22 protein-coding genes and 1 tRNA gene are annotated in these 21526 nt (G+C 54.4%); 16 read left to right on the plus strand and 7 right to left on the minus strand.

What is annotated here, in order from left to right; all coding sequences use genetic code 11:
• Positions 1–313 precede the first annotated feature (313 nt).
• From aceA to B9Z41_RS01455, 11 genes are all read left to right on the plus strand, one after another.
• Positions 314–1645: an isocitrate lyase gene (gene aceA / locus B9Z41_RS01405; RefSeq protein WP_100144255.1), complete on the plus strand. Its 1332-nt coding sequence runs from the start codon at positions 314–316 to the stop codon at positions 1643–1645.
• A 176-nt stretch (positions 1646–1821) separates the two neighbouring features.
• On the plus strand, positions 1822–2277 hold the full coding sequence (locus B9Z41_RS01410) for a bacterioferritin (protein ID WP_100145059.1): 456 nt from the start codon (positions 1822–1824) through the stop codon (positions 2275–2277).
• A gap of 81 nt (positions 2278–2358) precedes the next feature.
• Positions 2359–4266 (plus strand): threonine--tRNA ligase, encoded by a 1908-nt coding sequence (thrS, locus tag B9Z41_RS01415; protein WP_100144257.1) that lies wholly within the window; start codon positions 2359–2361, stop codon positions 4264–4266.
• 67 nt (positions 4267–4333) lie between these two features.
• Positions 4334–4942, plus strand: a complete 609-nt coding sequence (gene infC / locus B9Z41_RS01420) for a translation initiation factor IF-3 (RefSeq protein WP_100144259.1) — start codon at positions 4334–4336, stop codon at positions 4940–4942.
• 87 nt (positions 4943–5029) lie between these two features.
• A complete protein-coding gene (rpmI, locus tag B9Z41_RS01425) occupies positions 5030–5233 on the plus strand; it encodes a 50S ribosomal protein L35 (protein ID WP_100144261.1) in 204 nt (67 codons plus the stop codon).
• Between the two features lie 26 nt (positions 5234–5259).
• The gene (rplT, locus tag B9Z41_RS01430; protein WP_100144263.1) at positions 5260–5619 is read left to right on the plus strand and encodes a 50S ribosomal protein L20; all 360 of its coding nucleotides are present in this window, start codon (positions 5260–5262) and stop codon (positions 5617–5619) included.
• 120 nt (positions 5620–5739) lie between these two features.
• Positions 5740–6792, plus strand: coding sequence for a phenylalanine--tRNA ligase subunit alpha (pheS, locus tag B9Z41_RS01435; protein ID WP_100144265.1), 1053 nt, complete (start codon positions 5740–5742; stop codon positions 6790–6792).
• 25 nt (positions 6793–6817) lie between these two features.
• On the plus strand, positions 6818–9244 hold the full coding sequence (gene pheT / locus B9Z41_RS01440; protein ID WP_100144267.1) for a phenylalanine--tRNA ligase subunit beta: 2427 nt from the start codon (positions 6818–6820) through the stop codon (positions 9242–9244).
• Positions 9245–9271: 27 nt separating this feature from the next.
• Positions 9272–9607, plus strand: coding sequence for an integration host factor subunit alpha (locus tag B9Z41_RS01445; RefSeq protein WP_100144269.1), 336 nt, complete (start codon positions 9272–9274; stop codon positions 9605–9607).
• A gap of 113 nt (positions 9608–9720) precedes the next feature.
• Complete coding sequence (locus B9Z41_RS01450; protein ID WP_100144271.1) at positions 9721–10188, plus strand: MerR family transcriptional regulator; 468 nt, start codon at positions 9721–9723, stop codon at positions 10186–10188.
• 22 nt (positions 10189–10210) lie between these two features.
• Positions 10211–10287 (plus strand) — tRNA-Pro (locus tag B9Z41_RS01455).
• 58 nt (positions 10288–10345) lie between these two features.
• On the opposite strand, the gene B9Z41_RS01460 is transcribed toward B9Z41_RS01455, so the two are convergent.
• The 7 genes from B9Z41_RS01460 to B9Z41_RS17300 form a co-directional block, all read right to left on the minus strand.
• Positions 10346–11569, minus strand: coding sequence for a type II secretion system F family protein (locus B9Z41_RS01460; protein WP_100144273.1), 1224 nt, complete (start codon positions 11567–11569; stop codon positions 10346–10348).
• A 33-nt stretch (positions 11570–11602) separates the two neighbouring features.
• Positions 11603–13309 (minus strand): GspE/PulE family protein, encoded by a 1707-nt coding sequence (locus B9Z41_RS01465; protein WP_100144274.1) that lies wholly within the window; start codon positions 13307–13309, stop codon positions 11603–11605.
• A gap of 26 nt (positions 13310–13335) precedes the next feature.
• The gene (locus tag B9Z41_RS01470) at positions 13336–14814 is read right to left on the minus strand and encodes a hypothetical protein (RefSeq protein ID WP_100144276.1); all 1479 of its coding nucleotides are present in this window, start codon (positions 14812–14814) and stop codon (positions 13336–13338) included.
• Complete coding sequence (locus B9Z41_RS01475; protein ID WP_100144278.1) at positions 14811–15347, minus strand: PilW family protein; 537 nt, start codon at positions 15345–15347, stop codon at positions 14811–14813. Before B9Z41_RS01475 ends, B9Z41_RS01470 begins: the two co-directional genes overlap by 4 nt.
• Before the next feature lie 2 nt (positions 15348–15349).
• Entirely contained in the window at positions 15350–15763 is a 414-nt protein-coding gene (locus B9Z41_RS17005; RefSeq protein WP_158236108.1) for a prepilin-type N-terminal cleavage/methylation domain-containing protein, read from the minus strand.
• Positions 15760–16215 carry a Tfp pilus assembly protein FimT/FimU gene (locus tag B9Z41_RS01485; RefSeq protein WP_100144280.1) on the minus strand — a complete coding sequence of 152 codons (456 nt, stop codon included), beginning with the start codon at positions 16213–16215 and terminating at the stop codon, positions 15760–15762. Before B9Z41_RS01485 ends, B9Z41_RS17005 begins: the two co-directional genes overlap by 4 nt.
• Positions 16216–16306: 91 nt before the next feature.
• Positions 16307–16678 (minus strand): prepilin-type N-terminal cleavage/methylation domain-containing protein, encoded by a 372-nt coding sequence (locus B9Z41_RS17300; RefSeq protein ID WP_100144282.1) that lies wholly within the window; start codon positions 16676–16678, stop codon positions 16307–16309.
• Between the two features lie 193 nt (positions 16679–16871).
• Between B9Z41_RS17300 and pilM the strand changes: the two genes are divergently transcribed.
• From pilM to B9Z41_RS01515, 5 genes are read left to right on the plus strand one after another with little or no spacing between them, the layout of a single operon-like run.
• Positions 16872–17822 carry a type IV pilus biogenesis protein PilM gene (gene pilM, locus B9Z41_RS01495; protein WP_100144284.1) on the plus strand — a complete coding sequence of 317 codons (951 nt, stop codon included), beginning with the start codon at positions 16872–16874 and terminating at the stop codon, positions 17820–17822.
• A 5-nt stretch (positions 17823–17827) separates the two neighbouring features.
• Positions 17828–18424 carry a hypothetical protein gene (locus B9Z41_RS01500; RefSeq protein WP_143474129.1) on the plus strand — a complete coding sequence of 199 codons (597 nt, stop codon included), beginning with the start codon at positions 17828–17830 and terminating at the stop codon, positions 18422–18424.
• A 9-nt stretch (positions 18425–18433) separates the two neighbouring features.
• On the plus strand, positions 18434–19099 hold the full coding sequence (locus B9Z41_RS01505; protein ID WP_100144288.1) for a hypothetical protein: 666 nt from the start codon (positions 18434–18436) through the stop codon (positions 19097–19099).
• 3 nt (positions 19100–19102) lie between these two features.
• Positions 19103–19555 (plus strand): hypothetical protein, encoded by a 453-nt coding sequence (locus B9Z41_RS01510; RefSeq protein WP_100144290.1) that lies wholly within the window; start codon positions 19103–19105, stop codon positions 19553–19555.
• Positions 19552–21495: a secretin N-terminal domain-containing protein gene (locus B9Z41_RS01515; RefSeq protein WP_143474130.1), complete on the plus strand. Its 1944-nt coding sequence runs from the start codon at positions 19552–19554 to the stop codon at positions 21493–21495. The genes B9Z41_RS01510 and B9Z41_RS01515 overlap by 4 nt, the downstream gene beginning before the upstream one ends.
• Positions 21496–21526: the final 31 nt, after the last annotated feature.

Here is a 21526-nt window from a genome sequence, read left to right on the forward strand (position 1 = left end):
CAAGAGCTTCCGATCTTGGGATTTCTGGTGATGGGGCAAGTTAGTTCAATACATTTCAATTTGATGGAATATGTTTTCTTAATACGAAATTTGAAATTGCTGCAATGCAATATTTTTTCTTGATATGAGAAATAACTTTTTGCATTGAGGAATATTAAATGCAAGTTGTTGTTTTTAATAGATAAAAATAAATTCTTCTATAAGACACAAGAGGTGTTTCAAGTCTTATACAAGACTTATAGTCAATGCACGGGTGGTCGAGCAAAACATGCCGATTCACCGTGAATTTGTTAACAACCCTCTGGAGTGAACCATGCCTCAATCTCTGAATGAACAGCTCAGCCGTGAACAACAAATTGCCGCTCTTGAAAAAGACTGGGCGACCAACCCACGCTGGAAAGGCGTCAAGCGTGGTTACAGCGCAACTGATGTGGTGCGCTTGCGTGGCAGCGTTCAAATCGAAAATACGCTGGCCAAGCGCGGTGCTGAAAAATTGTGGCGTTTGGTCAACGGCGAAGCGAAGAAGGGTTATGTGAATTCTTTTGGCGCGATCTCTGCTGGCCAGGCCATGCAACAGGCCAAAGCCGGTTTGGAAGCTGTGTATTTGTCGGGTTGGCAGGTGGCTGCTGATGGCAACACCTCGGAAACCATGTATCCCGACCAGTCGCTGTATGCCTACGACTCCGTGCCCACCATGGTGCGTCGCATCAACAACACATTCAAGCGCGCTGATGAAATCCAATGGGGCCGGGGCATTGAACCCGGTAGCAAAGAGTTCGTGGACTTTTTCTTGCCCATCGTGGCCGACGCTGAAGCTGGTTTCGGTGGCGTTTTAAACGCATTTGAACTGATGAAAAACATGATCACTGCGGGGGCGGCGGGTGTGCACTTTGAAGACCAGTTGGCAGCGGTCAAGAAATGCGGGCACATGGGCGGCAAAGTGTTGGTGCCAACGCAAGAAGCTTGTGAAAAGTTGATTTCGGCACGTTTCGCCGCTGATGTCATGGGCGTACCTACCATCGTGCTGGCCCGTACCGATGCTGAAGCTGCTAACTTGATCACTTCTGACCACGACGCCAACGACAAACCTTTCTTGACAGGCGAGCGTACGCAAGAAGGCTTCTATCGCGTCAAAAATGGTCTGGAACAAGCCATTAGCCGTGGCGTGGCTTATGCGCCGTATGCCGACTTGGTGTGGTGCGAGACAGGTGTGCCAGACATTGGCTTTGCCCGTGAATTTGCGCAAGCGGTACATGCAGCATGCCCTGGCAAGTTGTTGTCATACAACTGCTCGCCATCGTTCAATTGGAAGAAGAATTTGAACGACAAGCAAATCGCTTCTTTCCAAGAGGACTTGTCTGCATTGGGCTATAAATACCAGTTCATCACTTTGGCGGGTATCCACATCAACTGGTTCAATACCTTCAAGTTTGCCAACGCATATGCCCAAGGTGAGGGCATGAAACACTATGTGGAAATGGTGCAAGAGCCTGAATTTGCAGCCCGTGACAAGGGTTACACCTTCGTGTCACATCAGCAAGAGGTGGGCGCAGGCTACTTCGACGACGTGACCACGGTGATCCAGGGGGGCTCATCTTCTGTGAAGGCTTTGACCGGCTCTACAGAGGAAGAGCAGTTCCATTGAGCTCATCAACGGGATGGCGTTTGTCTGCCATCTTGGTCCGATAAGAAAAAGCCACCTTTCGGGGTGGCTTTTTGATGTGCGCACTTGATGTGATGACATTTGGTCTTAGCGGGTTGAAAATGCCATGTACTTTTTGCAAACGGTCTATTTAGATGCTTGTTTTTAAGGAGGTCGCCATGGATAACGCTCAAAGCAAAGCCGGAATTGATGCGCTGAATCGGATCATGGAGTTGGAGTTAGCCGGTGTGGTCAAGTACACCCATTATTCGCTCATGGTTTACGGCTACAACCGTATTCCTATTGTCTCTTGGCTCAAAGCCAATGCCGATGAAAGCTTGGCTCATGCCCACAAAGCAGGGGAGTTGGTGACCTTGCTAGGGGGGCATCCCTCTCTAAAAATCGGGACACTTTTGGAAACGGAAAAGCATGACATTGGAGATATCCTGCGGGAAAGCCTTGAACACGAAAAGGCAGCCCTGGCTGCCTACTACGACCTGTTGAAAATGGCAGAGGGTCATTCGGTGTTGCTCGAGGAATACGCCCGTGAAATGATCGTTCAAGAAGAGTTGCACTTGGATGAGGTAAATAAGATGTTGCGCCGCCCAGGCGATACCCGTGCGTTCACGCCCTGATGGGCGGCGTAAAATCCAACTCCAGCGTTTAGACCCAATTCCAAGCGCGGCCTGTGCCGCGCTTTTTTACTTTTCAGACACATGGTTCAGATTACTCTTCCCGATGGTTCGCAACGTGAGTTCCCAGGTCCAGTGACCGTGGCCGAAGTGGCTGCTTCGATCGGTTCTGGTTTGGCCAAGGCAGCATTGGCGGGCAAGGTCGATGGCAAAGTGGTGGATACCAGCTACACCATGAACGGCAATGCCAGCTTGGCCATCATCACCGCCAAAGACGCCGAAGGCTTAGAGGTGATCCGTCACTCGACAGCGCATTTGCTGGCTTATGCTGTCAAGGAGTTGTTTCCTGAGGCCCAAGTCACCATCGGCCCAGTGATCGAGAACGGATTTTTCTACGACTTTTCGTACAGCCGCAGTTTCACGCCGGAAGATTTGGTGGCCATTGAAAAGCGCATGACCGAGTTGTCCAACAAAGATGAGCCCGTCGTGCGTCGTGTGTTGCCACGCGATGAGGCGGTTGCCTATTTCAAAGGGATCGGCGAGCACTACAAGGCAGAGATCATTGCGAGCATTCCGTCCAACGAGGATGTGAGCTTGTACCGCGAAGGCAATTTTGAAGACCTCTGCCGTGGACCTCATGTGCCCAGCACCGGCAAGCTCAAACACTTCAAGCTCATGAAGGTGGCCGGTGCTTATTGGCGCGGTGACCACCGCAATGAAATGCTGCAACGCATTTATGGCACGGCTTGGAGCAGCAAAGACGACTTGCAGCTCTACCTCAAGCAGTTGGAAGAGGCTGAAAAACGTGACCACCGCAAACTGGGCCGCGAGTTGGATTTGTTCCATATCGATGAACACGCGCCGGGCTTGGTGTTTTGGCACCCCAAAGGCTGGACCGTGTGGCAGACCATTGAGCAGTACATGCGTCGGGTCTACCGTGACAACGGGTACTTAGAGGTCAAAGGCCCTCAAATCATTGATAAGTCGTTGTGGGAAAAAACAGGTCACTGGGATAAATACCGTGACAACATGTTCACCACCGAGAGCGAAAAGCGCGACTATGCGTTAAAGCCCATGAACTGCCCTGGGCACATCTTGATTTTCAAGCAAGGCATCAAAAGTTATCGCGACTTGCCTCTGCGTTACGGTGAGTTCGGTCAATGTCATCGCAACGAGCCATCGGGTGGTTTGCACGGCATCATGCGCGTGCGTGGTTTCACACAAGACGATGGCCACATCTTCTGCACTGAAGATCAAATCTTGCCCGAATGCGACACCTTCACCAAAGTGCTCAAAAAAGTTTATGAAGACTTTGGGTTCACCGACATTTTGTACAAAGTCTCTACCCGTCCTGAAGCGCGTATCGGGTCGGACGACTTGTGGGACAAGGCTGAAAAGGCGTTGATGGACAGCCTACGTCACTCAGGTTGTGAGTTTGTGATCTCTGAAGGCGATGGCGCTTTTTACGGTCCCAAAATTGAATACACCCTCAAAGATGCGATTGGCCGTGAGTGGCAATGCGGCACGATTCAGGTGGACTTCAACCTGTCTGAGCGTCTGGATGCTGAGTACGTCGCTGAAGATGGCTCGCGCCAACGCCCCGTGATCTTGCACCGCGCCATTGTGGGCAGCATGGAGCGATTCATTGGTATCTTGATCGAGCAACATGCCGGCGCACTGCCTGCCTGGCTGGCGCCAGTTCAAGTTTCCGTGCTCAATATCACCGATTCGCAGGCTGAATATGCCCAAGAAGTTGCGAAAACGCTGCGAAATCAAGGGCTTAGGGTCGATTTAGACCTGCGCAATGAGAAAATCACGTATAAAATACGAGAGCATTCAATGCAAAAGCTTCCTTACATCTTGGTCGTAGGCGATAAAGAGAAGGAAGCTGGTGCCGTCGCAGTGCGCGCCCGAGGCAATCAAGACCTCGGTGTGATGTCTCTCCAAGCGTTCTCTCAAAAGATCGCCTCAGACATCGCTCTCAAAAGCTGATTTCACCTAGAAATTGCCAAGAGTTGTGCGTCGCACACGTGTGTCGGTTTGTTTTTGATTTTTAAGGATAGTCACCATCGCTACAGAATTTCGCGATCGCCGCCAGCGCGAGGAACGCAAACACCGCCTCAACCGGGAAATCATGGCCCCGGAAGTCCGTCTCTCCGGTCCTGACAACGAGCCCCTGGGCATTGTGAGCTTGGCTGAAGCCTTGCGCATGGCCGGTGAGATCGATGTTGACTTGGTTGAAATTGCTGCCACAGCAGTTCCGCCTGTCTGTCGATTGATGGACTACGGTAAGTTCAAGTACCAAGAGCAAAAGAAGGCGGCGGAAGCCAAGTCCAAGCAAAAAGTTATCGAGGTGAAGGAAATCAAATTCCGACCTGGTACCGATGATGGTGACTACAACATCAAGATGCGCAACATCAAGCGCTTCTTGGATGACGGTGACAAATGCAAGATCACATTGCGCTTTCGGGGCCGTGAGATCACGCACCAAGAAATCGGTATGGCGCTGTTACAGCGTATCCGTGATGAGTTGGCGGACCTGATCGTGGTTGAACAGTTCCCCAAACTTGAAGGGCGTCAAATGATCATGATGATCGCGCCTGGCAAGAAGAAATCGGGTGGCGCCGCCAAACCCGCCGCAGAAGCTGCTTCGGCAGATGCTGCGTAAATTGGTGGTGAATTAGTGTCTCGGGGCTAACAAGACTGCGCATCGGTGCGCAGGCGCCTCACGAGCACAAATAATAGGAGCATTCACATGCCCAAAATGAAGACCAAAAGCAGCGCTAAAAAGCGCTTCCGCGTTCGTCCAGGTGGCACCGTCAAGCGCGGTCAAGCCTTCAAACGTCACATCTTGACCAAGAAGACCACCAAGAACAAGCGTCACCTCCGCGGCTCAGTGGCTGTGCATGAGACCAACATGGGTCACATGGCACAAATGCTGCCAAAGACTGGCCTGTAATTAACTGACGAACAAGGAGAAAAAATATGCCTCGCGTTAAACGTGGTGTTACGGCCCGTGCCCGTCACAAAAAAGTTCTGGCTTTAGCCAAAGGTTTCCGCGGTCGCCGCGGTAATGTCTTCCGCATCGCTAAACAAGCGGTGATGAAGGCTGGTCAATACGCCTACCGTGACCGCCGCACTAAAAAGCGTGTGTTCCGTCAGTTGTGGATTGCCCGTATCAACGCCGCTGCACGTCAGTGTGGTTTGACTTACAGCCAGTTTGCCAACGGCCTGAAAAAGGCTGCGATCGAAATCGACCGCAAGATGTTGGCCGATTTGGCCGTGCACGACATGGCTGCTTTCAGCCACATCGTGGACCAAGTCAAAGCCAAGCTGGCTGCTTGATGCCCGCTGAGGTCACGTTGCGGCTGAGCGCTTTCGCAACACCGTAACGTACCCACCAGCCAAGGGATTGAAGCTGCAACCAGCTTCAATCCCTTTTTTGTTTTTTACCTCCGAATTCCTATGAACGAGTTGGACTCTTTGGTCACCAGCGCACAGGCCTTGTTTGCACAAAGCGCCACCCCGGCCGATCTTGAAAACGCCAAGGCCCAGTTTTTGGGTAAATCAGGCCGCATCACCGAGTTGATGAAGGGCATGGCTGCCTTGAGCGTGGAAGAAAAAAAGTCGCGCGGTGCGGTCATCAACGTTGCCAAGCAAGCCATTGAGGCAGCGTTGAACGCACGCCGTCAAGCCTTGGCCGATGCCGAACTCCAGACCCAACTCAAAGCCGAAGCCCTTGACGTCACCTTGCCTGGACGCACGCGCACAGCAGGTGGTTTGCACCCTGTGTCATTGACGCTTGAGCGCATCGAAGCCATTTTTGGTTCGATGGGTTTTGATGTGGCTCAGGGCCCAGAGATCGAAACCGACTGGTTCAACTTCACCGCACTCAACACACCGCAAGATCATCCGGCACGCTCCATGCACGACACCTTCTATGTCGAAGGTGGCAGCCCTGAGGCCCCGAACTTGTTGCGCACCCATACCAGTCCGATGCAAATCCGCCATGCGGTGCAACATGTCAAGCGTTACCAAGCCTTGATGGATGCGGGGCAGGTCATGCCTGAAATCCGAGTCATTGCACCCGGTCGCACTTACCGTGTCGACAGTGACGCCACCCATTCACCCATGTTCCATCAATGCGAAGGTCTGTGGGTGGGCGAGAACGTGAGCTTCAAAGATCTCAAAGTTGTCTTCACCGACTTCTACCGCACCTTCTTCGAAACCGATGACTTGGTGCTGCGTTTCCGCCCCAGCTTTTTTCCATTCACCGAACCCAGCGCTGAGGTCGACATTCAGTTCGCCAGCGGGCCATTGGCCGGGCGTTGGCTGGAGGTCGCTGGCTCTGGTGAAGTCCATCCCAATGTCATTCGCAATATGGGTCTCGATCCCGAGCGCTACATTGGCTTTGCCTTTGGCATGGGCACCGATCGCTTGACCATGCTGCGTTACGGCGTCAGCGACTTGCGCCTGTTCTTTGATGGCGACATTCGCTTCTTGAGCCAGTTCCAGTAATTCGCCCACCGACACGAGATTCACCATGCAATTCCCCGAATCCTGGTTGCGCGAATTCTGCAACCCCTCCCTCACGACCCAACAGTTGGCTGACACCTTGACCATGGCAGGTCTCGAGGTGGAAGACCTTCAACCCGTGGCGCCGCCTTTCACCGGCATCGTGGTGGGTGAAATCAAAGAAGCCGTCCAACATCCCGATGCTGATCGCTTGCGCGTGTGCCAAGTTGACGTGGGGCAAGGCAGCTTGCTCAACATCGTGTGCGGTGCACCCAACGCGCGCGTGGGTATCAAAATTCCATGCGCCATGGTCGGAGCCGAGCTGCCCCCAGGCGAAGATGGCAAACCCTTCAAAATCAAAGTGGGCAAACTACGAGGCGTAGAGAGTCAAGGCATGTTGTGCTCCGCCAAAGAACTCAAAATTGCCGACGACCATGGTGGTTTGTTGGAGTTGCCTGCTGACGCGCCCTTGGGGCAAAACATCCGCGAATACCTCCAGCTCGATGACACACTGCTCACCCTCAAGCTCACGCCCAACTTGGCGCATTGCTTGAGCGTCTACGGGATTGCGCGTGAACTCTCTGCGTTGACTGGTGCGCCTTTGAAAGCACCGAGTTTTCCAGCCGTCTCCGTGAGCAACCACGATCAATTGCCTGTCAAGATCAGCGCTCCCGATTTGTGTGGTCGCTTCTCGGGTCGTGTGGTGCGTGGCGTCAACACGCAAGCCCAAACGCCTGCATGGATGGTCGATCGTCTGGCCCGTTGTGGCCAACGCAGCGTCAGCCCCTTGGTCGACATCTCGAACTACGTGATGTTTGAGTTGGGCCGTCCCTCGCATATTTTTGACCTCGACAAAATCCACGGAGGTCTCGACGTGCGGTGGGGCAAAGTGGGCGAATCGCTCAAACTCTTGAACGGCAACACCGTCACGCTCGACGACAAGGTAGGCGTCATTGCCGACGACACCCAAGTCGAATCGCTCGCAGGCATCATGGGTGGCGACGCCACTGCCGTGAGCGACAGCACGCAAAACATTTACATCGAAGCGGCCTTCTGGTGGCCCTCGGCCATCACCGGCCGTTCACGTCGCTTCAACTTCAGCACTGACGCTGGGCATCGCTTCGAACGTGGTGTGGATCCGCAGCTGACCGTCGAGCACATCGAGCGCATCACCCAACTGGTGATCGACATTTGCGGTACACCTCAGACCACCGTAGGTCCAGTGATCGACCAACAAATCAATATGCCTGCTGCTCAAGAGGTCACCCTGCGTGTGGCACGTGCGGTCAAAGTCATTGGCATGCCATTGACGCAGCCACGTGTGGCGGACGCTTTGCGTGGCTTGGGGCTGTCGGTGAGCGAAGGCGAGGGGACCGTCACCGTGCAGGTCCCGTCCTACCGTTTTGACTTGCAGATTGAAGAGGATTTGATCGAAGAAGTCGCACGCATGGTCGGCTACAACAACTTGCCCACCACCCCCCCATTGGCACCTATCACCGCCAAAGTGCGTCTGGAGTCGCAACGCAGTCCGCATGCCGTGCGCCGTCAATTGGCCGCTTTGGGTTACCAAGAGACCATCAACTTCAGCTTTGTCGAAGAGCGCTGGGAGCATGAACTCGCAGGCAACCCCAACCCCATCAAACTGCTCAACCCGATCGCCAGTCAGATGAGCGTCATGCGCTCATCTTTGTTGGGATCTTTGCTCAACGTCGTCAAGTTCAACGTGGACCGCAAGGCCAGCCGCGTGCGCGTGTTTGAGCTGGGCCGCGTGTTCAAAAAAGATCCGTCCGTCGAAGACACCGACACCACCGTGCAAGGTTTTGACCAGCCCATGCACGTTGCAGGCTTGGTGTTCGGCAGCATCGCTCCCGCGCAATGGGGCAGCAAAGAGCAGGGCGTTGATTTTTTCGATGTCAAAGCCGATGTGCAAGCCTTGTTGGCGCCTGCGCAGCCTGAGTTTGAAGCGGCTGAACATCCGGCCATGCATCCTGGGCGTTGTGCCAAGGTGTTGCTCCATGGCGTGGTCGTGGGCCATGTTGGCGAACTCCACCCACGCTGGAGACAAAGCTGGGACTTGGCTCAAGCGCCTGTGATGTTCGAGCTTGAGCTCAACGCCGTGCTGAACCGTCAAGTGCCTGTGGCCAGTCCTGTGGCACGCTTTCCTGCGGTGGAGCGTGACATTGCCGTGATCGTCAAAGAAAGCGTCACACACGCCGCCCTCATGGCCGCCGTGCATGCCGCCCCCACACAAGGCTTGTTGCGTCACGCTGTGCTGTTTGATGTGTACCGGCCCAAGACCGACAACGCAGGCATGGCGTTGGATGAGAAAAGTCTGGCCGTTCGTTTGACACTCAACAGCGACGAAGCCACCCTGAATGAAGCCCAAATTGACGGTGCTGTTCAGGCCATCGTCAGCCAGTTGACCACCCAGTTGGCTGCACGCCTGCGCGCTTGATGCGTCACGATTTACAGTAAGACCCCCATGGAACTTTCCTTCGAGAGCCTCGAGTCCCCCGCGCTGACCAAAGCCCAGCTGGCTGATTTGCTGTTTGAGCAAATCGGGCTCAACAAGCGCGAGTCCAAAGACATGATCGATGCATTCTTTGACCTTATTGCGCAAAGCCTGGTCGAGGGGACCGACGTGAAAATTTCCAGCTTTGGCAATTTTCAAATTCGTACCAAGGCACCGCGACCTGGTCGCAACCCTCGTACAGGGGAAGCCATCCCGATTGAAGCGCGACGAGCTGTGACCTTTCACGCCAGCCACAAACTCAAAGAGCAAATTCAGGGCGACGGCCAGGGAAAATTAGAAGCCTAAATTCCACAGTGTGGCGTTGAGTCAACTTTTTTATTTGGCAAACGACAAAAATAGGCAACGCGGAGGCGATCTTCGTGTAACCTCTGCGCTCCCGTTTACAAGCCCCTGATTTCATGGAGAAATCCCTCCTTCCTTCTATCCCAGCCAAACGCTACTTCACCATTGGTGAAGTGAGCGATTTGTGTGGCGTCAAGCCGCACGTGCTGCGCTATTGGGAGCAGGAATTCACCCAACTGCGCCCCATGAAACGGCGTGGCAACCGCCGCTACTACCAGCACCATGAGGTGCTGATGATTCGCCGCATTCGAGATCTTTTGTACGACCAGGGTTTCACCATCAGTGGCGCACGCAACAAATTGCAAGAATTGGTGCAGTCTGAGCGTGAGCGTCGTCGCCTCTCAAGCGACTCAGTGGATGACACGAGCTTGCCAGACGAAGACGGCTTGGATTTAGAAACGGTGGATGGTGAGGTGTCTGATGAACAAGAGTTGGCATCACCTTTTCATGTGGACGATCAGGCCATGCATATTCTTCGCAAAGAGTTGCTGCAAATTCGCGAACTGCTCTCTGAGACGGTCTGAGTCGCGTTATAATTTATGTCTTCGGCGTGTAGCGCAGCCTGGTAGCGCACTTGCATGGGGTGCAAGGGGTCGCGAGTTCGAATCCCGCCACGCCGACCAAAACGACCAAGGGTTAGCAGCTTTTCGCTGCTAACCCTTTTGTCTTTTATTGCGCTGGTTAACGCACCATTTGCGTCATGCCCCACATGGGCAAGAAGATACCGAGCAACAGCACCATCACCAGTACAGCCATGAAGACCAGCAAAATGGGCTCCAGCGACTCACCCAAGCGATCGGCTTCGTACTCCACCTCTTCTTGATAGAGTGTGGCCAGTTGTTGCACCATGCCTTCCACATCCCCCGTTTCTTCGCCCACCGAAATCATTTGCAACTCAACGGGAGTGAACAGGCCCGCAGACATGAAACTGCGTAGCAAACTGTCGCCTTGCGACACGGCATCGCGCATCAACAAGATCCGTTCGCCGTAAAAGGCGTTGTCTACTACCCGTGACACCAGGGTCAAGGTGGTCACGATAGGCACCCCACTTTTCAGTGCCGTGCCAAAACTTCGACACAACCGGGCCGTGGTGGCTTTGGTCAACACACTACCCACGACGGGAATTTTCAACTTGTACTTGTCCCAGTTGTAGAGCCCTTCAGGCGTTGAGAGGTAATACCGCGCGCCCATGATGGCACTGGCAGCCAGCGTCAATACGCCCCACCAATACTTGGCTGCAAAAGCCGATACGGTGATCAAAAAGACGGTCACAACTGGCAAGTCTGCTTTCATGCCACCGTAGATCTTGGAGAACACGGGAATCACGTAAATCATCATGATGAAAATCGCCACCACGATGGCCGACATCACAAACATCGGGTAACGCAACACCCCTTTGATTTTTTGTCGCATCCGGCGATCAAAGTCGAGCTGTTCGAACAAGCGTTGAAACACCTCATCCAACTGACCTGCGCTTTCGCCTACGCGAATCATGTTGATGTAGTACTCACTGAAAAAATCGGGATGTCTGGCCATCGCCGCACTCAGCTCAGAGCCTTTGTCCAGTGAAGCATGGAGCGATCGCAACAGCCGGGTCATGGCAGGGTTGGTGCTGCTGTTCTTCAACCCATTGACGGCTTGAATCATTGGTACGCCAGCCTTCATCAGCGTGCCCATCTGCCGTGTCAGCAACAACAAGTCAGAGTGGCTGAGTTTGCGTGCGCCTTGCAATGCCTTGATCCAACCGGGCTGGTCTTTCAGCTCTTCGTCTTTCAATCGGATATCAATCGGCGAAATGCCTGACGATACCAACCAATTCACCACGCCCTCGGTGTTGGGTGCCTCAATCGTGCCACGCATGATGTCGCCGCGTTTATTGCGGCCTCGGTATTGGTAGACCTCCATGGCTGTCGTCCTTGTTTTCTCGCGTAGTGCGGGTTATTCGGCAATCAATGCGTTTTTCGTCACTTCGGCTATCGTGGTTCGACCTTGGAATACCAAATCGAAGCCGTGGTGCATCAAGCTGTCTTGGCCAATTTGCTGGCGTGCCACAGCCTCAAACTCGACGGGGTTTTCTTTGTGCAGCGCAATCGCCAGCTCTTGTGTCATTTCCAACAACTCAAAAATACCAATGCGTCCGTGGTAGCCAGACCCGTTGCAATGTGTGCAACCTTTGCCACGCTTGAATGTGGCCGTGCTGGGTATCGCACCAATGTAGCGGTCCACCCATTGCGCTTCCTCGGGGCTTGGGGTGTAGGGCTCGGTGCATTCTTGGCATACCAAGCGCAACAACCGCTGCGACAACACGGCGCGCAGGGTTGTCGCAATCATGAAGCCTGGCACACCCATGTCGATCAGGCGCGACGGGGTACTCACCGCATCGTTGGTGTGCAAGGTCGACAGCACCAAGTGTCCGGTCATGGCTGCGCGTGTGGCAATCTCAGCGGTCTCGTTGTCGCGAATCTCACCCACCAACAAAATATCCGGGTCCTGGCGCAAAAACGACCGCAGCACACGTGGAAAAGTCAGGCCAATCTTCTCGTTGATTTGCACCTGGTTGATGCCATCGATGCGGTACTCCACCGGATCTTCGCAGGTCAGAATCTTCACCTCTGGACTGTTCAGTCGTGACAGTGCGCCATACAGCGTGGTGGTCTTGCCGCTGCCGGTTGGCCCCGTGGACAACACAATCCCGTTGGGTGTGGCAATGGCTTTCAAAAACTTTTCAAACAACTTGGGTGGCATACCCAACACCTCCAAGTCGCGCATGCCCTGGCTTTGAATCAAGATACGCAACACCACCGACTCACCAAACTGCGTCGGCATGGTCGACATGCGAATGTCCAGTTGCCTGGCATCGGTACGCACTGAAATGCGGCCGTCTTGTGGCAGACGCTTTTCCGCAATGTCCAGACCCGCCATGAGCTTGAGCTTGACCACCAAGGGAGGGGCAATCTTCAAGTCGGCTTCCACCTGTGTATGCAGCACGCCGTCAATGCGGTAACGCACGATCAGCTTCTTCTCTTGTGGTTCGATGTGAATATCGGAAGCGCGCAGTTGTGTGGCTTCGCGAAACACGGTTTGCAGCAACTTCACCACGGGTGCTTCGGCGTCATCCACTGTGGCGCTGATCTGGTTCAAATTGATGATGTTGGCATCACGGTCAATGTCCGATTCAACTTCACGCGCGAACTCTGTCAACTGCTCGTTCTTGCTATAGATGCGCTCAATCAAGGCACTGAGTTGGTCGTTAGACACCACCGCCAATTCAATCGGACGGCCCAGCAGCGCTGACAAAGCGTCTTGTGCCGACATGTTGGACGGGTCGGCCACCGCCACCAAAAAAGTATCTTTACGATCTTCCAAAACCAATGCTTTGTATTTGCGTGCCTGCATCTCGCCCAACACACGAACCGTTTGAGGAATGATTTCATAACGTCGCAAATCGATGAAAGGTAGGCCTTGCTGCGAGGCCAGCACCCGAGCGATTTGTTCTTCCGAAACAAAGTTGTTGTCCAAAAGAATCTGGCCTAATTTTCGGCCGGTGCGTTGCTGCTCGTTCAGTGCATCAGCCAGTCGCTTGGATGTCAGATGACCAAGCGCCACCAGTTCTTCGCCGAGAGATTTTTTGATCACGGGGTTCATGGGTTCTCCTTGAGGTGCGATGGGCGTCAGTTGATGGGCTCGTCAGAGATGACTTCATGCCACTTGTACATCGTGACGCCAGAGTGCGAAATACGTTTGACTTTGCTCGGGTCCACGCCACTCAAGCAAGTGAAACCACCGGCCCATTGCTGAGCCGCTGCGGTGGCACGGGTCAGCGCAAACTCGGTCTTTGATCCATTGCTCGACGGATCATTGAAGAGGGCGCACACCCCACCACAAATGGTGGCGTTGGTGAGTGGGGTCGTGGGGGTCGAACTGACCACAAACTGCGTGCCATTGGCCAGCACCGAGGTGACCTTGGTATTGCCTGCCAACAGGCCTGAACCGCTGTACACCTTGATGATCGTGCCAACCTGAATCTTGGCTGTCGAAGCCACCGTGACTGTGGTGCCTGCTGAGCTGGCCAGCATCTTGGGGAAGGTGGGGTTGTAGGTCCACCAGATCTCTGAAAAAACATCACCATACACACCGGCTGTTGTGCCGTCGGTGTTGGGGTAGTGTGCAATCCAGTTCATCGCAATTGGCTGTGCTGGACTGCCATTGCTGTTGAACACCACCGATGCAAAGGCGCCTGTCACGTTGTCATTGCCGCGGCCCGACACCCCAAACACCAGGGTGTCTGCATCGTTACACCAACCTTTGGCTTCCCCGCTGGACGTGTCACCCGTGGTGACGGTGTTGTTTTGGGTGTTGGCGGTGCGCTTGCCGTCGGCAAAACTGCCTTTGATCAGGGGCTGAGCACCCATGCCCGGCATGATCATGCCCACCTCGGCATAGTTGCGCTCCAGATTGAGCGTTTGTGTCACCACCACACTGCTGTTGGCTGCGGCGCCCACCGCGGTACCCAAGCTGCCCACGCTCGGGGTGCCACTGCTGGACTCGATTGAATACATCAAGCCGCAAGACGGCAGCGTGCAGGCACTGGCAGCCGAGTTATTACCGGGTGGATTGCTGCCGGTGCTCCCGTGGCGGCGCCAAGCCAAATTGAACACAGCCACCGCAGGCACACTTTTATTGTTGCGCAATGTCATGTTGATGTTGGTGCCGTAACCTGCGGTACCGATCTCAGAAAACATACTCATCGTGCTTTCCAGCGTGCGATTGGCCCGACCAACCGAACCTTTGGCCCTGATCGCACAAGCCAGTGTGGTGGGGTCTACCGAGGGCTTGACGAACTGAAACGTGCCACGCCCCAGCTCATACGTTGGGCTGTTGGAGACCGTCCCGCATGAACTCACAAAACTGCTGTCGTCATAACTCACATCGTCGTTGACGGTGTAGGTAGCGCGCTCAATGCCACTCTCGGCCAAATACAGTGCTGCCACACTGTCATCGTAGATTTGTGAATCCACCGCCTTGCTGCCAGTCATCGTGTGTGTCTGGGCCAATACAAAAATGACCACCGCGATCAAAAACAACAACCCCACGATCGAGGTCACACCCGCGTGTTTGCTGACATTGGATCTGCGAAAAACATGACTCATGAGTTTCTCAATGCAACCAAGTTGTTAAACACGGTGCTTGGCCCATCAGGAGGCGACACCGTCAAGCTCACTCGGACGTAACGAATCAGCGCATTGGAGGATGTTTCTGCCAGACCGACGTCGAGATACACCAGAGAAAATCGGGTCACGTTCTCAGCCAGAATGGCGCTTGAGCTGCCTGCGGTGTGGCTCAACGTCAATGTTTGATCGGTGGCATCCAGCGTCACCGTGGTGTCAACGCCCAGCACCTCCCGCACAAACACCATGTGTGTTGGGCTGCCCATGGACGAAATCAAAAAGGCACCTGTCGTGCTGTCGAAACGTACTTCTCGCAACTCGCGGCTTAACCGCTCCATGGCGTAGCGCCCAGAAGCGGTGCCCGCGTTCTCGGCATGCACACTCTTTGAGGACATGATGCTGTCTGAAATCATGTGCGCACTCAGCATGCTCAAAATCCCCAGCAACACAATGCTGATGACCATTTCTATCAACGTGAAGCCACGTGCGGACTGTGGGGCGTGGGTCGTTTGCATGCTTAGAAATTCATCATCTGCAAGGTGACTGACGTGAATGAGATATTGTTTTTCTTCACCGTAATCACCACCTGCTTGCACTGCACGTTGACAGGGCAGGAGTCTGTGATGGCGCTTGTGCCCGTCACGGTTTGAGTCGAAATTTTCGGCACGTCAAAGCCATCAAAATTGCTCATCTCATCGCATTCAAAAACCGCACTAAAACCAGATCGGCGTCGCGTGGCCATGACCTTTTCTGCACAGGCCTGCAGCAGTTGTGTGCCAGTTTGAAGGTCACGAACGTCGGTCAACCGGTAAAACAAATTGCTGTTGAGGGTGATGATGGCCGTCGCTGCAATGCCCAGCACGAGCATGGACACCACCATTTCAATCAGTGTGAAACCGCGTTGTGATCGGCGCGTGGTGTTTTTCATCATGGCCCCACCACCACATGGCCAGTCAGGGCCCACACCGTGACAAATTTTTTGTTGTTGCTGTCCGGCGAGTTCAGGGTGTACACCACCTCGCCGTTGGGCTGCCCCAGGCTGTTGTAAACCAATGCGGCATTGGCCAAAGGCCCAGAGAGTTCGGCACCTTTTTCCAGATTGACCAAAAAGGCCGAGCCGCTGGCTGGGTCCGTGATGGGGTCTGCCGTGCAATTTATCGAATTGGGACGCACGCTGTAGGCGTTGGTGCTGGTCAGCACACATAGGCTGACGCCTTGGGTGGCGGCTAGCAACTGGGCATGGCGTAAATCGGAGGCTAATTTTTGGGCTTGTGAATCCAGCGTGACATCGGTGATGTTGAACCCTTTGGGGATCGCATACACGCTCAAAATTCCCAAAATCACAACCACAAAAACAAGTTCTAACAAAGAAAAGCCCCGCATTCCCCGTCCCCTCAGCAAGGAGGCGGGTGATGCGGGGGCATTCAGAGTTGGCAATGACTCACACGAAAGTGTTGATGGTCAAACTGTCCACTCAGTTGGGCACCGTGAACGTGACTTTCAGACCCGATGTGCCTTTTTGGACCGTGCACTCAGGGTAGGTCGTGGTTTGCACGTCATACACCGAGGTATCCAAATCGGTCAGCAATGCCGCCACTTCGGCGCATGTGGTCGTTGCGGTGGCACCTGCGGTACCAGACTTGACCTTGGCGTAGTTGATGGCTGCCGCCGACACCAAGTTGGCTGCGACGGCCTTGGTGGCTGCATTTTCGGCCTCTTCGGTCAGGCCTTGGAACTTCGGAACTGCAATCGCAGCCAAGATACCGATGATCACAATCACGATGATCAGTTCAATCAAAGTGAAACCCGATTGGTTATGTGAAGAGGTTTGTTTCAGTGAACGCATGAACTATCTCCTTAAAAAAACAAAATTGATCAAACTCCAATGTAGCTTCAATTGTTGTTTTTGTGATCAAAATATTGAATTTGTTTGATATTCGTCAAATTAAACAAAATTAACCATTAGTTTGCTAAATATTCTTGTGATTTTTATCACCAATTCACCTAGACTTCAAAAATCAACAAAGGCTATAAGTTTGATGAAAAAATCAATTAATTGGCTGTGGCGCACCGGTCCATCGGGTTGGGCATCGATTGATTGCCAGGGCGGCGTCTTCGGTGTCAGCGTCAAAAGCCCACGCAAAACCGGTGAAAAGCCACGTGTCGTCAAATACGCGGCGCTTCCCGGCGAGGCTGCCAGCGTGGATGCCTTGTCGCAAGTCAACCGCCTGATTGGAAGTTCGGGCTTTCCGTGGGTGGGCGTGTTGGATCGCAGCGAATACCAAATGTTTTTGGTTGAAAAAGCGGCGGTCCAGGCCGAGGAGATGGAGCACAGCCTGCGCTGGACGCTCAGCCCTCTGATTGACTACCCAGCCACGGAAGCCAATTTTTCATGGATGGAAATTCCAACCCTCAACGCACCCACAGGACGCACCCCGCAGCTGTACGTCGTCACCTCGCGTCGTGAATTGGTTGAAAAACGCACGGACTTGTTCGAGGCGGCACACATCGAACTCGCCGCACTTGACATCCGTGAAACCGGACAACGCAATATTTCGGTGGCCATGGAAAAGCCAAACGAGGGGGTGTGCTTGGTGTTTGCAGAACCCAAGGGCATTCAACTGACCGTGACCTTCCAGGGTGAGCTCTATCTGGAGCGTTTCATCCGTGAGGCCTTGTTTGATGAGGTCGACATCAACGTGCCCGACCAAGCCAGTTTGGAGTTTGACCGTGTGGCGCTGGAAATTCAGCGCTCCATCGATTTCATTCGTCGCAACTTTCCCTCACTTTTGATCAACCGCGTATGGGTTGGCCCGACTGCAAAAGAGATTGGTCTTGCCAAAGAGCTGGGCTCTCGTTTGCTGGAGCCGGTTCAAACACTCGATTTGGGCCAAGTGTTTGACTGGCCACAGGGCTCAGAGTTGGTACGTCCTGAAGTGCAAGCCCTTTATTTCAATGCGCTGGGCGCCGCATTGCGTTTCAACGAGTAATGACCATGAGCCAGCAGATCAACCTGTTAACCCGTCGCCGTACGCGTAAAAGCTTGGCTTGGTACAGCATTCGTGGCGTGGCCCTGCTGGTGCTCGCGCTCACCAGTGTGGCCATCTGGAATGAGTTCACCTTGCGTGAGCAACTGGCCCTTGAAAAACAGACCCAGAAGTCCATTGCAGCGGCCAAAGCCGTGCTAGACCAAAAGCGGCGAGCGTCCGGATTGGAAGATGCCGACGCTTTGGCCAAAGCCTCCAGTGCCATGCGCAGTCGGCTTGATGCGCGCCGGGAGCTGGTGGGTCTGATCGACAAAGGCGAGTTGGGCAGCTTGAGCGGGCACTCCGGGGCAATGTCTGTGCTGGCCACCATCTCGGAAAACGAAGTCTGGGTCCGTCAATTTGAAGTCACCAAAGCCGGCAAATCCATGGTGATCGTGGGCAATGCGCTCAGCAACGAGGCCGTCATGCGTTATGCCAACCGGTTGAACGAAGCTTTCAAGGCGTTTGGTTACCAGTTTTCATCCATGGAGCTTTCGCGCGAGGAAGTGTCTGTGGGGGCCGCAGCAGCGCAAAAAGCCGACCTCATCAAATTCAAACTCTATTGAGCGCCCATCATGAACTTGGTCAACTTTTCCAACAGCTTGCAAGTCAAGTTCTCACACCTGAGCTTGCGAGAGCAATGGCTTTCAGTTTTGGTTGCATTGGTGGGGGTGTATTTCTTGTTTGACACCGGGGTGTTGACTCCGCAGGACATTCGTCACCAAGTGCTGGTGTCACAACAACAAGTTGCGCAAGCCCAACTCGACGTGATCCATGCGCAAACCTTGGCCTTGGACCAAGGCAACGAGGGAAGGGCCATGCTCACCCTGCGGCAAGCCGAGCACGAACAGCTCAAAAAGCAAATTGCGGTGCTCGATGCCATCTCGGGAGGGGTCAGGCCCGATGCCATTCGAATCGGCACCCTGGTGAAAGAAGTGCTCAAGTCGCAATACCCCAAAGTGACGCTCGATGCGCTCAAAACACTGCCCGTCAAGTCCTTGATGGCGGCGCCCAAAAATGGTTCAACCAGCGCACCCCAAACCACCATTTACAAGCACGGCATCGACATCGAGGTGCGCGGCAATTACTTGGACTTGCTGGCCTATGTGAAAACCCTGGAAGCCAGTTCACAGACCTTGTTTTGGTCAGACGCCAAACTGGCTGCGCTGAAGTACCCCGAAGCTACGCTGCGCCTGACCATCTTCATTCTGAGCGATCAACCCAATTTGGGGCTGTCCTGATCTATGAAATCCATCTTCAAACTCCTATGCGTCACGGCCTCTACATGGCTGTTGGCAACTCCACTGGGGGCGCAACCCGTGTTGCGCGACCCGACCCGCCCTTCGGAAATCAGTCCGCCACCTGTGGTCTCTGCCCCCTCTAATGGCTTGCCGGATGGCAACCCCAATGGAGACTATGTGCTGGCGCCCATCTCACCCCCGGAGCGGCTCGGAGTGTTGCTCATCGGGTCATCGCGTCAATATGCGGTGATCGATGGCGTGGTGGTCAAACCCGGACAAAGCGTCAACCAGTGGCGCTTACTCAGCATCCATTCGCAAGGTGTGGTGATGCAAAGCGCATCCGGCACCCAAACCCTCAAAGTCAGTCCCTCGGTGGTCAAGACGCTGCGCTCAGCAGATCGTGCCGACCAGGGGGCCGATACCCGTGATCACAAACCAACCAGGAGAAGTCCGTGAATTGGCACGCTCTTACCATCGTCGCACCCCTTGTCGTTCTTGTGGGCTGCACGTCCACGTACCCCAAGCCTGATGTCTCCACGCAAAACAACATTGCGCAGGAAATGAAACAGGCGGGGGTGACCAAACCTGCGGTCAAAACACCGGCTTCAGGCGTCTCGGCAGAAATTTTGAGTGACTTGATGATGCCCTCCATCAACAGTCTCATCCCGAAATCGGGTCGAGGCACGGTCGATCAACGCTTTGATCTGGTGGTCAACGACGCACCCATTGGTCAAGTCTTGGCGGGGTTGGTGGCAGGCACCGAGTACAGCATCTTGCTCAAACCCGCTGCGGGCGCTTTGCCCATACCTGGCGCCGCAGGTGGTGCGATTTCCAAAGAAATCATGCCGTCTGCTGAGACCAGTGCCAGTCGCGTCACATTGAACCTGAAGAACGTGACCCTGACCGAGGCACTCAACGCCATCCGCGATGTGTACGGCTATGACTACACCATCGATGGACACCGCATCCTGGTTCAAGCGGCAGAATTGCAAACCCGCCTGTACTACGTCAACTACATCCTAGGTCAACGCCGTGGCGTGAGCGATTTGCAGGTCATTGGCGGTGCTTCGGTAGGGCACACCTCCAGCACCTCCACCTCTTCATCCAGCACCAGCTCTTCCAACTACGCCTCAGTGCAAGCCAGCGGCTTGAGCACCTCGGTCAAATCTGACATTTGGGGTGAAGCCGAAGACGCGTTGCGTACCGTGCTGGGCTGCAACATTGCCAAGTCGGTGGCCACCACCGCGACCAGCCGTGTGGGCGGCACCTCCACCTCACAAGGCAATGCCTCACGTGCTGATATTTCGCAACTCGGTGAGTCCACCCGCGGTGACCGTTTGCACGGCATCGACGGATGTGTGCAAGGCCGTGCACTGACCATCAACCAAATGAGTGGCACCATCCTGGCCCGGGGTATGCCCACCGAGCTGCGCATGGTGGAAAAGCTGTTGCGGTCCATGCAACTGAGTATTTCGCGTCAGGTCATCATTGAGTCGAAGATCATCGACGTCGAGCTCAGCAACGACTCACAGCAAGGCATCAACTGGGGTGCTTTCCAAAATGGCATGCACCAATTCTCGGTCGGTGCCAGCACGGGCAGCATTGGCATGAACCAACCCAACGTTGGCGCCGTGGGGGGCACCATCTCCAGCACCGTCACACTGGGTGGTTTGCTGGGGGCCACGCTCGCCACTGGCGCGTCAGCGCCCAACGCGTTTTCGTCAGGCTTGGGCATGGCATTTCAAGCGCGTAACTTTGCGGCTTTGATCAACTTTTTGGAGTCGCAAGGACGTGTACATGTCTTGTCCAGCCCACGCATTGCCACGTTGAACAACCAAAAAGCGGTGATCAAAGTGGGCAGCGAAGAACCGTTTGTCACCAACATCACGGGTGGCAGCATCAGCGTGCCTTCGGCCGGTTCAAACGCCATCACGATTGACCCCACGCTCACGTACCAGCCGTTCTTCTCTGGTATTTCCTTGGACGTGACACCGCAAATTGATGCCGACGACAACATCACCCTGCATGTGCATTCCATGGTCAACAGCGTGGTCGAAAAGTCTAAGTTGGCATTGCCCAACTCAGACCGTACCGTGCCATTCGCTGTCAATACCTTGAACGAAACCGACAGCGTCGTCAAAGCCAAAGACGGTCAAGTGATTGTGATTGGCGGGTTGATGACCGAAAAAACCTCCGACAACCGTGGCGGCATTCCCGGTGCACGCGATGTCCCTGGCGTGGGTGCCTTGTTCAACCGTGGCGCCCAGTCTTCCACCAAACGTGAGCTGGTCATCATGCTCAAGACCACCGTGGTCAAAGACGACAGCGTTTGGGCCAACGACATTGCCGCCACCGGTGAGCGCATCGGTGCTCGCAACACCCCCGCGCCGCGTTGAGGCCATGCAGGCGATCAAGCCCAAGAAAGCC

The sequence above is a fragment of the Limnohabitans sp. JirII-31 genome (assembly GCF_002778315.1).
GTDB lineage: Bacteria > Pseudomonadota > Gammaproteobacteria > Burkholderiales > Burkholderiaceae_C > Limnohabitans.